This is a genomic window from Vibrio sp. 10N.222.54.E6 (genome assembly GCF_041473955.1).
Classification (GTDB): domain Bacteria; phylum Pseudomonadota; class Gammaproteobacteria; order Enterobacterales; family Vibrionaceae; genus Vibrio; species Vibrio tasmaniensis_A.
In genome coordinates this window covers 185,784-199,950 of record NZ_JBFRTD010000036.1, presented here as the reverse complement: position 1 = coordinate 199,950, position 14,167 = coordinate 185,784, and the positions used below count along the sequence as shown (strand labels likewise).

8 protein-coding genes are annotated in these 14,167 nt (G+C 43.7%); 6 read left to right on the top strand and 2 right to left on the bottom strand.

What is annotated here, in order from left to right:
* Positions 1–34 precede the first annotated feature (34 nt).
* From AB4513_RS20535 to AB4513_RS20510, 6 genes are all read left to right on the top strand, one after another.
* Entirely contained in the window at positions 35–1,933 is a 1,899-nt protein-coding gene (locus tag AB4513_RS20535; protein ID WP_372070652.1) for an ATP-binding protein, read from the top strand.
* A gap of 100 nt (positions 1,934–2,033) precedes the next feature.
* Positions 2,034–3,338: a sigma-54 dependent transcriptional regulator gene (locus tag AB4513_RS20530; RefSeq protein WP_102257707.1), complete on the top strand. Its 1,305-nt coding sequence runs from the start codon at positions 2,034–2,036 to the stop codon at positions 3,336–3,338.
* Positions 3,339–3,450: 112 nt separating this feature from the next.
* On the top strand, positions 3,451–4,842 hold the full coding sequence (locus AB4513_RS20525; RefSeq protein WP_009846009.1) for an HlyD family type I secretion periplasmic adaptor subunit: 1,392 nt from the start codon (positions 3,451–3,453) through the stop codon (positions 4,840–4,842).
* Between the two features lie 59 nt (positions 4,843–4,901).
* Complete coding sequence (locus AB4513_RS20520) at positions 4,902–5,570, top strand: transglutaminase-like cysteine peptidase (protein WP_012600028.1); 669 nt, start codon at positions 4,902–4,904, stop codon at positions 5,568–5,570.
* A gap of 5 nt (positions 5,571–5,575) precedes the next feature.
* Positions 5,576–7,486 (top strand): LapD/MoxY N-terminal periplasmic domain-containing protein, encoded by a 1,911-nt coding sequence (locus AB4513_RS20515; protein WP_009846011.1) that lies wholly within the window; start codon positions 5,576–5,578, stop codon positions 7,484–7,486.
* 17 nt (positions 7,487–7,503) lie between these two features.
* Positions 7,504–9,618, top strand: coding sequence for a type I secretion system permease/ATPase (locus AB4513_RS20510; protein WP_009846012.1), 2,115 nt, complete (start codon positions 7,504–7,506; stop codon positions 9,616–9,618).
* A gap of 147 nt (positions 9,619–9,765) precedes the next feature.
* On the opposite strand, the gene AB4513_RS20505 is transcribed toward AB4513_RS20510, so the two are convergent.
* Both AB4513_RS20505 and AB4513_RS20500 read right to left on the bottom strand, forming a co-directional pair.
* The gene (locus tag AB4513_RS20505) at positions 9,766–11,436 is read right to left on the bottom strand and encodes a FapA family protein (RefSeq protein ID WP_017102241.1); all 1,671 of its coding nucleotides are present in this window, start codon (positions 11,434–11,436) and stop codon (positions 9,766–9,768) included.
* 530 nt (positions 11,437–11,966) lie between these two features.
* Complete coding sequence (locus AB4513_RS20500; RefSeq protein WP_102257700.1) at positions 11,967–14,099, bottom strand: GNAT family N-acetyltransferase; 2,133 nt, start codon at positions 14,097–14,099, stop codon at positions 11,967–11,969.
* Positions 14,100–14,167: the final 68 nt, after the last annotated feature.

Below are 14,167 nucleotides of genomic sequence, written 5' to 3'. Positions count from 1 at the left end.
TGAGATCCTAGTGACTAAGATACTGCTTAACATAATGACTCCCTTCGTTTTATTCTCATTGTTATTGGGGGCTATTGGGCTGAGCGCAACTCATTTTTTGGCAGTACAATTTCAAGAAAAAGTGGTCACTCAAAAGCTCAACGAAGCAGCCAATAAAGCGAACCTACAAATCGACTCTGAACTGGATAAATTCAAACAGATCCCTGATTTGCTCAGCCATGACCCACGTCTGCTCTCTTATTTTGACTCATCACCACAAACAGACAAGATTTCCGCGGCGCAGCTCAATCAATTGCTATTTGAATGGTCTAATCAAAGCCAAGCTGACACCATCTATATTCATGACCCAAGCGGTACTGTGGTCGCTTCCAGTAATTACCAGAAGCTCGGTACTTTCGTGGGTGAGAACTTCTCGTTTCGTCCTTATTTTGCGTCCGCGATTGAAGGTAACAGCACACACTATGTCGCACTGGGTGCTCGCTCCAACGTACGCGGTTACTTTTTGTCTTCGCCCCTGTATATAGAGAATGACATTGTTGGGGTTATCACCGTTAAAGTGAGTCTAGAGAACCTTGAAAACATCCTAACCAGCGATGATTTTGAGATTGTGGTACTCGACTCTAACCAAGTGGTTTTTCTCTCCAGCCAAACTCAGTGGCTTTATCACTCGTTGTTGCCATTAAGCCAGAAGCAACAAACCGATATCGCCCTGCAGCGCCAATACGGTCAAAGCGAAATTTCGATCATAGAAGCTTTTCGCTCTTCCAACTATCAACAACAAGTTAACGACGCCAATCAGCCCAACAACATTCAACCAAATCGAGTACAAAGAGAACTCACGGCAAACCGATTGTTTAAACTTGGGCCGTTCAATCTTTACCCCGCAACCTTCAGTAACAATCAGTGCCAAGTTGTCGCATTAAAAAAGGCCGAAGCAGAACTTATTAAAGTGCTGCAGATCGATGTCATCTTCGTGGTGATTTACAGCTTGGTGATGCTCATCGCGTGGTCGTGGCGACAGACTTACGTCGCGAAAGTGGCGCTAACCCGGCTCAACCAAAACCTAGAACAAACCGTTGATAAACGTACTCACTATTTGAAGAAATCCAATCAACAACTTCAGCAAACCATTTTTCAATACCAAGCATCGCAGTTAAAGCTGAAGCAGACAGAACAAGAGCTGACCCAAACAGCAAAATTAGCGGTACTCGGAGAGCTGTCAGCCAGCATTAACCACGAAATCAACCAACCGCTTGCAGCGCTTCGAACCTACAGTGAGAACAGCTTAAAGCTGCTAGAAATGGAACGGACAGATTTGGTCAAAAGCAATCTCGATAAGATGATTGCTTTGAATACCTCAATTACCGACATCATCGCGCGTCTTAAAGTCTTCACTCGTAAGGTCACCAAGCAAGAACATCACGTCGCAAACCTGCATCAATCGATCAACAACGCGACCAGTATTCTTAGTGCGCTAATGATCAAACAAGGCATCACGCTAAGGTTAAGCACAGTGCCAAATCACATTAATATTGCCATTCATCCAACCGAACTTGAGCAAGTACTGGTGAATCTAATTCACAACGCGACCCAAGCGCTTCAACAACAAGTTCTTGAACAGAAAATCTTGCAGGAGCAACAAAACCTGGAAAACGTTGACCAACCGGCCAGCCCACAGATAGGCATCGAATGGCAACTGCATCATAACTCTTGTCAGCTGATCATTTGGGACAACGGAATTGGCATGCCGGACGATAAGCTAGAACAGCTGTTCAACCCATTTTTTACCACTAAACCGGAAGGCTTAGGGCTAGGGCTTTCAATATCGAAACGGATTATTGAAGCTTATCACGGCACGATCAGCGCCAACCGATTAGAGCCTTCAGGCATGGTATTCTCGCTAAACATCCCGTTATATAACGATAAGGGCTAACGTGCCGTTGTTATCGTTGATTAGAAAATGAATTTTACATACTGCTAATTTCACACATAGCTAACCTCACATACTGTTAAGGATTCGACTTTTGCACCCTCTGCCTAAACTCTATTTTGTCGATGATGAACCCGCCATTCGAGACTCCGTAGAACAAGCCATGCTCATTGAAGGCATCGATATTACCTGCTTCCCCAATGCCATTGAGGCACTAAAGAGAATAGATGTGACGCAAGCTGGGATTGTCATTACCGATATTCACATGCCAGTGATGGATGGTATTCAATTGACACAAAAGCTGCTGAATCAAAACCCTCATTTTCAGGTCATCGTACAGACAGGCCATGGGGATGTGCAAACAGCCGTATCCGCAATGAAAGCTGGCGCTTATGATTTTTTGGAAAAACCGTTTGTGGTCGATGCCCTGCTGACCGCAGTAAAAAAAGCATCGGATAAGCTGGCACTGGTTGAAGAGAATAATCTATTACGTAAAGAGTTGGCGGTACAGAATCAGGTGGGTCCAAAGTTGATTGGTCAATCGCCATCAATGCAGACATTACGCCGAGAACTGATCTCTCTAGATACCAAAACTAACCCACTTCTACTGTTCGTCGGCGATTTAGGAACGGGTAAAAGGGTCACGGCGCAGTACACGCACGATCTTCACAGCCATCAAGCCGCAGAGCTTTGCCCTGTTGCTGCGTTTAATTTGCCACGCAGTGACGAAGCGACATTCCATCAGTTTGTTTTGCAACTGTTCTTGAAACATCAGGGTGGGACACTTTATATCCATGAAACAGAAGCATTAACTCAAGACCAATGGCAGTGGCTAGCGAACCTAAAACCCACTCTACTTCGTGAAAACTCATGCAAGACCAGTGCAACTTGTATCATTTTAGCAACCACAATACTTCCTACTACAATGGTAAGTGAGTTCCGTCGATTTGATTTGCTACCGCTAGCGCAACGAACAGAAGATATTGGTTCTTTGTTTAAACATTTTGCTCGTGGTGCGGCAAGTCGATATCAGTTACCCCCTCCGGTGATTACAGAAAAAGAGGTTCAACGATTGATCGCCACTCACTGGAGTGAAAATATTCGACAGCTTCGCCAACATGCAGAGCTCAGAGTGTTGACTAAACCCAAGCTGGCATCGCTTGAATCAGAGCCTAATCATAATCAAGAGCAAAGCGACAAAGACCACATCGATCTAAAGACTGAAGAGCAACAACTGTCATTAAGCCAACGAACCGATAGCTTTGAGCAAATCCTCTTGATAGAGGCACTACATCGTCATCAAGGGCGCTTAAAAGAGGTACAGCAAGAGCTGCAAGTATCGCGAAAAACGCTTTATGACAAGCTGAGAAAGCACCAACTTGATAAAACAGATTTCAAAAAACAATAAGAGTTAAAAAATATATAAATTCAAAGATTTAAAGGAGCAAAGCCTTAACATTTATCAAAAGTAAGAATACACTCACAAAGCTTGCACTTTTATTTAGCGAACAAGGACTGTTATGAGTCAGAAAAATTTCAGCAAATTGAATGAGACCGAACTTGAGTATGTCGATGACAAAACAGCGGCACTGCTCCTCAATACGCCCACCAGTGCGCGTATTATGTTGTGGGTTATCGTTCTGTTTTTTGTCGCTGCTATTGGTTGGTCTGCTTGGGCTGAAATCGACAAAGTGACTGTTGGCCAAGGCAAGGTGATCCCTTCCTCTCAGATTCAGGTGGTGCAAAACCTTGAAGGTGGTTTGGTTAAAGAAATTTTAGTCAAAGAAGGGCAACGAGTTCAAAAAGGGCAACAATTACTATTAATAGATGACACTCGATTCCGCTCTGACTTTCGTGAACGTGAGCAACAAGTTGCGAACTTAACGGCTAATGTACTCATGCTGTCCGCCTCACTGACCAGTGTGGTTATCAATGAAGAATTCTCAGTAAAAGAGTGGAAAAAAAGTGTCTTACTCGATTATGGTAAACTCGCCTTCCCACCACTATTCTACGACCTTCACCCCAAATTGGTTAATCGCCAAAAAGCAGAATATCGTCAAGATCTGAATAACCTGAAGAACCAACTTTCCGTTTTTGATCAACAGGTTGGACAGAAGCAACAAGACCTAGTTGAAATAAAAGCGCGTGTTCAGAATTTAAGACAGAGTTACAACTTTGCCCGCCAAGAGCTGGATATTACCAAGCCTCTTGCTGATGAAGGGGTGGTGCCAAAAATTGAACTGCTCAAGCTGCAAAGACAAGTTAACGACACTCGCCGAGAAATGACCTCTAGCGAACTCAAAATCCCTCTTCTACGTTCAGCAATCAAAGAAGCGATGCTCAGTCGTATCGATGCTGCATTGAACTTCCGATCAGAACAACAAGAGAAGCTAAACCAAGCACAAGATAAGCTCTCTGCAATGACGGAATCAGCGGTTGGCCTTGAAGACAGAGTTAATCGAACTGTAGTAGTTTCTCCAGTAACAGGAACCGTCAAAACGCTTGGTATTAATACCGTAGGCGGTGTTATCCAGCCGGGTATGGACATTGTTGAGATTGTACCAACTGAAGATTCCCTATTAGTTGAGGCGAAAATTGCTCCACAAGATATCGCATTCCTCCGTCCAGAATTGAGCGCTGTGGTTAAATTCAGTGCCTATGACTTTACTAAATATGGTGGTTTAGTGGGTGTGTTAGAACACATCAGTGCTGACACCACTCAAGATGAAGAAGGCAATAGTTTTTACATCGTGCGTGTTCGTACCGAGAAGTACAGCTTTGGGGCTAATGAAGAGCTGCCTATCATTCCTGGTATGACCGCTTCTGTCGATATCATCACCGGCAAAAGAACCGTGCTTGAATATATGTTGAAGCCAATTTTGAGTGCTCAAAACAATGCACTAAAAGAGTAAGGACGGTTAATGCTTGATAACGTCTTCCTACGAGCAGTGAAAAAACAAGAGCAGCAGCAATGAAGTCTCGGTTTTCGTTATTGCTACTGTTCCTTACCTCTTTTACTTCCGGGGCACTGAACAAGAGTGACCAAAGGTGGATCGACGCAGTCTCTGTAACCTACGGAGAAAGAGCAGGGAAGCGAGTGTCGACATGGCGCTCAAATATGACGTCGTACGCAGGGTTAAGTGAAAAAGAGAAACTCGATTCGGTAAATCGGTTCTTCAACCAAATGTACTTTGTCGATGACAGTATACTTTGGGGAAAGAATGACTACTGGGCGACACCGCTGGAATTTTTGGGCAGTAACGCGGGTGACTGTGAAGATTTCACTATCGCAAAATACTTCTCTTTACTTGAACTCGGCGTCCCAGATAAGAAATTACGATTAGTGTATGTAAAAGCACTTGAGTTAAACCAATTCCATATGGTGTTGGCTTACTACTCTACACCCAGTGCAGAACCACTAATTTTAGACAACTTAAACCCTGAAATAAAACGCGGCTCCAAGCGCAGAGATCTACGACCGATATACAGCTTCAATGGTAAAAACCTATGGTTAATCAAGTCGGCGGCAGGCAGCGGCAAGTTATCAGGAAAATCTTCAAGATTGAGCTTATGGAACGACTTACGTTCGCGTGAGCGCTCTCTAAAATTAAACAAACCCATTATCAATTACGATGAGTAGGTACAATGACTTTATATAAACAGCTTGTGGTCGGAATGGTTGCGGTTTTCATATTACTGATGACCTCAGTTTTTATGATCGAATTCAATACCACCCGTGACTACTTAGAAGAGCAGCAACGCTCTGAAGTAAATAATACCATTAATACTGTTGGACTGGCGCTCGCCCCTTACCTCGAAGAAAAGGATCAAGTGGCTGTAGAGTCTGTTATCAACGCACTGTTTGATGGTAGTTCTTACTCTGTCGTACGATTGATTTTTTTAGACACAGGAGATGATATTCTTCGTTCATACCCTGTGAAACCAAGTGGTGTCCCACAATGGTTTACCAACCTGAATTTGTTTAAACCGATTCATGATCGCCGCGTGATTACCAGTGGTTGGATGCAACTTGCTGAAGTTGAGATAGTGAGCCACCCAGGCCCAGCCTATACTCAGCTTTGGGAGGCATTTACACGGCTAGTGACCTTCTTTGGAGCGATTTTCTTACTGGGTTTGATCTCGATTTCATGGATACTCCAACGAGCACTACGTCCGCTGTCATTAATCATAAAAAAAATGGATCAAATCGCCAAAAATCAGTTCGGTGAGCCTCTGGTTCGCCCTAAAACAAAAGACCTCATCTTAGTCGTCGACGGTATTAACCACATGTCGACTCAAGTTGAACTTGCATTTAAGAGCCAAGCACAAGAAGCGCAACGACTTCGTGAACGCGCGTATATCGATCCTGTATCTCAGTTAGGTAACCGTGCTTACTACATGTCTCAACTAACTCAGTGGTTAGAAGAGTCTAGTTTAGGTGGTCTGGCGGTGCTAAAAGCCGAATTTATTAGTGAAGAATATGATGACAAAGGCTATCAAGAAGGCGATGCCTTAGTTCACCAATTAGCTGAACAGCTACAGGCTTCTATTTCATCTCCAGATATTACTATCGCTCGTATTTCTAGTGATGAGTTTGGCTTCATTATGCCGAACATTGATGAAAATGAACTGAAACTCGTCGCGAGCAGCATCGTAAACTGCATTCAAAATCTAGGTTCAGATCCAACAGGTATGGCAAATCCACACATAGCTCTCGGTGTGACATACAGCAAGAAACGTAAAACCAGTACTGAAATCATGTCTTTGGTCGATAACGCACTGTCTAGCGCGAAAGCTAACCGTGAGCTCGCTTACGGTTACGTAACTGCTGACGACCATGGCGCTGTAATGGGTAAACAGCAATGGCGCATGTTGGTCGAAGAAGCAATCATCAATGACCTAGTAACTTTCCGCTTCCAAGCTGCAAATAATAGTTTTGGCAAAACCTATCACCAAGAAGTGTTCTCTGCGATTGAGAAAGAGGGGGTTCGTTACGGTGCCAACCAATACTTATACGCATTAGAACAGCTTGAAATGAGCCACATCCTCGATCAATACGTTATCGAGAAGATGATTGATAAACTGAATGCAAAAGAGCTTACGAGCCCCGTTGCTATCAATATCTCGCCAAGCAGTATTTCTCAGCCAAGCTTCATCCGTTGGATCGGAAAGTCTCTTGAGAAAAATGCGTCAATCGCTCATCTGTTGCATTTTGAAATTCCAGAAAACTGTTTCGTCAATGTTCCTCACTACACAGCACTATTGTGTAACACCATTCGCAACGCTGATGCGGTGTTTGGTGTCGATAACTATGGACGCAACTTCCAATCACTCGATTACATCAACGAGTACCGCCCTAGCTATGTGAAGCTGGATTACCTATTTACTCATAACCTTGATGACGAAAAACAGAAATTTACGTTAACGTCTATCTCAAGAACGGCTCATAACCTTGGTGTGACGACTATTGCGTCACGAATTGAAACTCAGACTCAGTTAGATATTTTGTCTGATAACTACGTAGAAGTGTTCCAAGGCTTCATTGTTGATAAATAGTTGTAAGGTTATATCGCATGCAAGATCCACTATTAAACTCACTGATCTACGTTAGTCGGTATTACGGGTTAGCCAACTCGCCCGAAGCGTTGATCAATGGGCTACCACTCTCTGATGGAAAGCTAACCCCTTTCCTATTCCCTCGCTCTGCCGAGCGTGCGGGGTTAGTGGCCAAAGAAAACCGTTCCGATCTAGAAAACATCCCTCACTTAATTCTGCCAGCCGTATTGTTACTCAAGCAAGGTGAGGCTTGCGTTCTTAATAGTATCGATATTGAGAAGCAAGAAGCCGAAATCATCACAACGGAAAGTGGGATGATGCCAATCGTCATCCCTATCGAAGAATTGAAAGAGCAATTCATCGGCCGTTACTTCTTAGTAAAGAAACAATTCCGTTATGATGAACGCTCACCAGAAATTTTAAAAACGCGCGAAGGTCACTGGTTTTGGAGCACGATTTGGCAATCTAAAAAAATCTATCGTGATGTGCTGATCGCATCAATTCTAATCAACCTTTTCGCTATTGCAGCTCCAATGTTTACTCGTTTGGTGTACGACAAAGTGGTACCAAACCTTGCGTTTGAGACGCTATGGGTACTCGCGAGTGGTATTTTTGTCGTCTTCCTCTTTGACTTACTTTTAAAGTTAATGCGAAGCTACTTTATTGACGTTGCGGGTAAGAAATCCGATATCCTGATTTCATCTAAGTTGTTCAGTAAGGTGCTCGGGATTCGTATGGAAGCGAAGCCTGCTTCTGTCGGTGCTTTTGCTAAAAACCTGCAAGAATTCGAGTCAATCCGTGAGTTCTTTACTTCGGCAACAATAGGCTCATTAATCGATTTGCCATTCGCTCTTATGTTCTTGGCGTTAATTTGGTTAATGGCTGGCAACCTTGTGTTTGTTCCTGTCGTTGGCGTGGTGATACTGATCATCTATGCGTTGTTAATACAAGGCCCGCTGCGTCGTACCATTGAAGAAGGCTCTCGCCTTGCTTCTCAGAAGTACGCAAACTTAATTGAGAGTTTAGCGGGGCTAGAAACCGTTAAGCTATTCAGCGCTCAAAGCCAGTTCCAATTCCGCTGGGAAGAAGCTGTTGCGCACATGGCGAACTGGAATATCAAGAGTCGTCGTATTACCGATAGCATCCAAAATACTGCTGGCTTTGTTCAACAAAGTACCAATGTGGGAATGATTATTTTTGGTGTGTACCTAATGGCAGAAGGCACTCTTACAATGGGTGGCTTGATTGCCGCTACTATGTTGAGTGGTAGAGCAATTGGTCCTCTTGTCCAGTTATCATTGCTTTCTACGCGTTATAACCAAGCGAAGTCATCAATGACCTTGATTGAACAAGTCATGTCGATGCCCAGTGAACAAGAGGAAGGTAAGCGATACATCCACCGTCCGATTATTCAAGGGCATATCGCGCTTGATAAAGTAACATTCCATTACCCTGATTCGCCAATCGCGTCTATAAGAGACCTGACTCTTAATATTAGTCCAGGTGAAAAGGTCGCGATTATTGGGCGAATTGGTTCAGGTAAAAGCACACTTGAACGCCTGATTATGGGCCTGTATAAGCCCACAGAAGGTCATGTTCGCATTGATGACACCGATATGGAACAACTTCACCATGTCGACGTACGACGCAATATAGGCTGTGTGCCGCAGGACAGTAACCTATTCTATGGCACGGTAAGAGACAACATTACCTTGGGACGCCCGTTGGTTGACGATCGTGATGTCATGGATGCTGCCAACCGTGCAGGTGTAACCGCTTTTACTCAGCAAGATCCGGCAGGCTTAGAACGCCAAGTAGGTGAAGGTGGTGGTTTACTCTCAGGAGGTCAACGTCAGTCGATAGCCATAGCTAGAGCCTTCCTAGGGCGCCCTCCTGTATTATTGATGGACGAACCTACCAGCGCTATGGATAACCGTTCAGAGATGCACATTAAGCATCAGCTGAGCCAGCTGTTACCTAGTGAGACTTTGATTCTTATCACCCACAAAACGTCGATGTTGGATATCGTAGATAGAGTGATTGTGATGGAGAAAGGCAGCATTATTGCCGACGGACCAAAATCACAAGTTCTGTCAGACTTAAAGCAAGGAAAGGTAAAAGCGGCAAGTTAAAGCGCTCATGTGACTTAAAGAATCAAACTAAATCAATATCAGCAAAAACAAAGGGGGAGCATCAGCTCCCCCTTTCTTATTTGTTCTAATGAGTGAAAACGGCTCGAACCGCTCTATTCTGTCTTGGGCAATTTCAGAGTCGCTCAATTACAATGAGATATCTTCTTTCTCCATTTTGAAAGAACATTGAATTTCATATTGATTGAACGAGAAAACACTGCCGCCGTGCGTTCTCTTAGTCGTCACCATCTCATCACCAAACAAAACAGATACACGGGTGTACACTTTCTCGTGCGCCTCTACTGTGCACTCGGCAAGGTTTGTCTCAAATTCAGCTTCGAGTGTATCCAACTGCGATTTAGTCTTCTCTATCGCTTGATTGTTTTTTTCCCGTTGCTGCTCAATCTCCAACGCTTGCTCTTCGCTTCTTTCCGCTTTTGGTCGCTTCTTAAATTCGAGTTCTTGACGGATGACGTCCATGGTTTGTTCTTGAGCGTGCTTATAAATCTCCTTCAGTTGAGCTATCTTTTTTTGATATCCCTCGAAGCGAGCAAAACCATGAACCTTAGTTGCTGTATCCCCTTCAACGCCTAAGAAAACACATTCCACTTTACCGCCGACTTTAGCTTCACCGCCACTAAGTGTGCCATGCTTCTTAAAGGTATCCATCACAATGAGGTTGTTGCCACAACGAATGTCGTTACTCATGCTATGTAGATTGAGTAGAATGTCATTGCCGGTTTGCAGTTCAGTATTCTGTGCGTAGCTTGCTGTGATAGAGCCTTTGCTAAGTACCTTACAGCTTTTTGGCTCATCCTCTTTGGTCGTATGACCAATAATTCCTTTCGCGACTTTTATATCCCCCTGAGCCTGAACTTCTGCAGATTCAATAAAGCCACCAACAGTAATGCTTCCGGTCGCCTTCACTATCATTCCAGGTTCTATATTCCCAGAGACAAACACATTACCTTTGAATTTAACGTGCCCAGTAGATACGTCGACATTGCTAACACATAAGGCGTCATCCACTTCGATACTTCGCTCTTTAATAATGGGCAGACCAGAGGATGAAGAAAGTAATAAATTAGGGTCGTCAGGGGAAATGTGGGTTCCTTTTCCTGGCTTAATCAAACTGTCTTGGCCCGGAAGGGGTGGGATAATTCGACCTTGGACGGTAAAGCCCGCAATACCTTTGGTGGCAGGAGTACGTTTCATTAGCGGGTCATTCTGGCCAACGGTAATGGTTTCGCCGAGATCTCGCATATCGATCTTACCGGCGTCTTTACTACGAGGCTTTAATACTTGATGAGTAATATCTTCAACCAATGCTGAAAACTTAGCATCTTTACCCTTCACAGCTGGAGAACCTTTGGCAACGGGCTGAGTAAATTTTTCACCCGGCTTTAGCTTGCTACTCATCATTAAGACTTTTCTAAGTGCTAGCTTATTAATTCCTTTCGTTATGTGAGCCTGAGCCAAGCAATGAATGATATCGCTGCCACGTAATGCCTGCCCATTATATGCCCCAGTTACAACAAGACTTGCGAGCATCTCATCATCAGACAGTTCAACCGTAACACTGGAATTACGAACTTCAGCAATCAATATTCCTTGATAAGCTTCTCCCTTACCTTCTTTAGCAAGAGTGACAAAACGCAGTATCTCTTCTTCGAAAATAAAATAGTTTGATGCGTTCAAAGCTTCTAAGGTTGTTGGTAATGTCTTATTGTCAAAGCTTGCGTTGACCACAAACCCAGACGGCAGACATGCCATCACTTGCTTCCTATCTTCCGACAATGTAACGATGCTATCCCACATTCGAATTGTGTACCCTTAATAACTCTGTTGTTATGCAGTCTATATAATTCGCTCAGTGCTTAGAATCACTACAGTAGAATAATCAGCGTCACATCACTTACTTTCGATGTTGCAAAGGGACTCATAAATAAGACTGACCGATTCTAATCTCTTCTTCACCTTTACAAGAAAAATTCTTTCACGATTTTTCAAACTATGAATATTGGGTACGAGCATAAGATCGCAATACAGCGACGGATCTTCATCACCAAACGATTCGGGATGAATGGATGTGATAATATGAAATTATACCTTCCAAACAACGGCGATGATTAGATCGGTAGAATTGAGATAGGAAATGAGCGTCATGATGGACATGTTCAACAAAGTGAGAAATTGCATAAAGATTGGATAATTGAAATTACATAGGTCATTACATACTGCTGTTCAGTTTACAGTGTAAATCCGGCCTTCTAATTTACACTGTAAATCTAATTAACAGCTCTACATATGCTCTGTCGTTCCAAATTTAGTGACAATCGTTGATCTACCTATTTACAGTGTAAATTTGATAGTAGAGTACCGACATCTTTTCTAAACTGTAGCTCAGCTTGTTTTCGTCCGACTAGATTAAACTGTTCGACACAAGTCCCCCACTCTTTCTGCTGCACGACTTTCGCGATAAGTAAGTCTGAAACAACGAAACCTGTATCGATTATAGCGTCAGGTTCAGCTATGTGAGCTTGATGACCATTACTCTGGAGAATCAAATTCAGGGCACTGAAACCAATGCTGTCGTAACTATTACCACCATCGACATAATTCCTGAGGAGTTGGATTTCAGACTCTGCTATAGATTCCGCTTGCCTTGGCAATAATGCGCGCACCATATCAACCTCGAGAGAAGCCAAAGAACCAGAAGTGAGAAAACAGAAACTACGTTCAAAGTGACTTATCAGATTGTAGATCCAATTCTGTGCGTTTTCATTAAGTGGCTTAACCATCAATACCGAGTGACAGCCGCTTGCTTGATCGCGCTGGTGGCCAATGTGCATAGGTACAAAATCGTTATCGCGCCAGAATGAAATTAATTCACTGGTCGCGCCAAAGCTCGTTGCTAAGTAATCCGCCTGATTAGTTTGCTTTGACAACTGCCCCAACATCCAACGACCAATCCCCGAACCTTGATGACGTGTTGAAACGGCAATACGCATAACTCGAAGGCAACGACTGCTCGCCGCTTGCGTACAACCCAGTTGGTTTGCGAGTAATACTGGAGCTAGGTGACCTTGAGGTCTTCGTTTTCCAAGTTGAATCTGAGCAATCAGATCGCTATCCAACCCACCTTCTTCAGTTACCAACATACAACCTAAACATTCGTTTTTCTGCCAAGCAGCGTACAAACGGATTGCTGGATTGTTGAGAAACTGCATTAGATCGTTTGGTGACGTTTGATAATGAGCGTCAACAAGAAGAGAAAAACATTGCTGTAGCGGCTCCGGATTCGCCAAGCATTCTGCCTTTGATAACTCGACCAAGCTCAGTTGGTTGATTGCCAGATCAGAAAAGCTATCTAACTCATGAATCACCGAGTCACTTAGCGACGCGTCGTTACCAAGCAGGAAGCAATCAAACAACCAGCGCTCTAGTGGATCATTGCGATTCCAACGAATGGGCTGATCGAGCTTAAAACCTTTCCACCCTGGGCGATGATCTGAAAGCCAAGACTCGAACTTAAGTCCAAACCCTCTCCCACTCCCCTCGTATCCGTGAACGGTGGTTGAAAAAACCATACGATGATAAATGCCAACCATAGATTTGAGCATCGGGATTGGAATTGCAGCCGCTTCATCGACTAATAGCAAATCACAATCAGGCTTAGACTTAAGTAATTCATCTGGTGCTACGAATCTTAAACTTCCGCTTTGATAGCAAATGTAAGTAGCGTTGACCACTTCACAGTCTTCTAGGCGTTGACTCGCGTGGGAAAATACAGGCTCGATTGCTTTCACTGAAGGCGCTGTCACGATGATATTTAATCCATGACGCTCAACTAAAAGCTGAGCAGCGGCAATACCCAATGTAGAGCTTTTACCACGCCCTCTATCTGCCGTGAGAACTAAAGGACGTTTACGATGCCCAGACACCACTTTTTTAACCAACTCAACGGCCAGATTTTGCTGTTCAAATTTGTCCAAACTGTTTTCAAAGTCTTGCTTCAGAGGAAGTGCTTTAGTCGCTTGAACAACATCGTCTGTTTCGTTATGTTGTGAAACCGAAATGAGCTTATTGAAATTCTCCTTTAACCAACGTTGGCCAAAGCTCTCGTTATCTTCAGAGTCATCAACTTTTGGCGGCAACACCAACAACAGCCCACCACCGATTAACGAACCTAGTGCAGCGCTAAAACCATTCGCATCAAACTGCTCTCTAAAATCACAAACAAGAACTTGGGACTCACGACCAAGCAATTGTTGGCCTTTTTTGACTGGAGCATGAATCACTCCTTCAAACGGAGTTCCACCAATCTGGAAGATGCTCGGAGTGTACGAATTTTCAAGGAAGGTTAAAACAGCAGAGTTTTGCCAATCAAAGTCGCCATCAAAGACCACACCGTAACGGTGACCATTGTGTTGGGCAATATTAGAAAGTGTATGCAGAAAAGTATTGGTTGGGTTTGTCATAGTTAGCGTCCAGATTCATCTAAACACAGTTTATCACAGCCAAATAAAAAGCCGCATAAAGCGGCTTT

Bases quoted from the DNA above. Each gene is read 5' to 3' on its own strand.
- AB4513_RS20510 (WP_009846012.1), top strand. From the start codon at position 7,504: ATGCAAGATCCACTATTAAACTCACTGATCTACGTTAGTCGGTATTAC.
- AB4513_RS20525 (WP_009846009.1), top strand. From the start codon at position 3,451: ATGAGTCAGAAAAATTTCAGCAAATTGAATGAGACCGAACTTGAGTAT.
- AB4513_RS20515 (WP_009846011.1), top strand. From the start codon at position 5,576: ATGACTTTATATAAACAGCTTGTGGTCGGAATGGTTGCGGTTTTCATA.
- AB4513_RS20535 (WP_372070652.1), top strand. From the start codon at position 35: ATGACTCCCTTCGTTTTATTCTCATTGTTATTGGGGGCTATTGGGCTG.
- AB4513_RS20520 (WP_012600028.1), top strand. From the start codon at position 4,902: ATGAAGTCTCGGTTTTCGTTATTGCTACTGTTCCTTACCTCTTTTACT.
- AB4513_RS20500 (WP_102257700.1), bottom strand. From the start codon at position 14,099: ATGACAAACCCAACCAATACTTTTCTGCATACACTTTCTAATATTGCC.
- AB4513_RS20505 (WP_017102241.1), bottom strand. From the start codon at position 11,436: ATGTGGGATAGCATCGTTACATTGTCGGAAGATAGGAAGCAAGTGATG.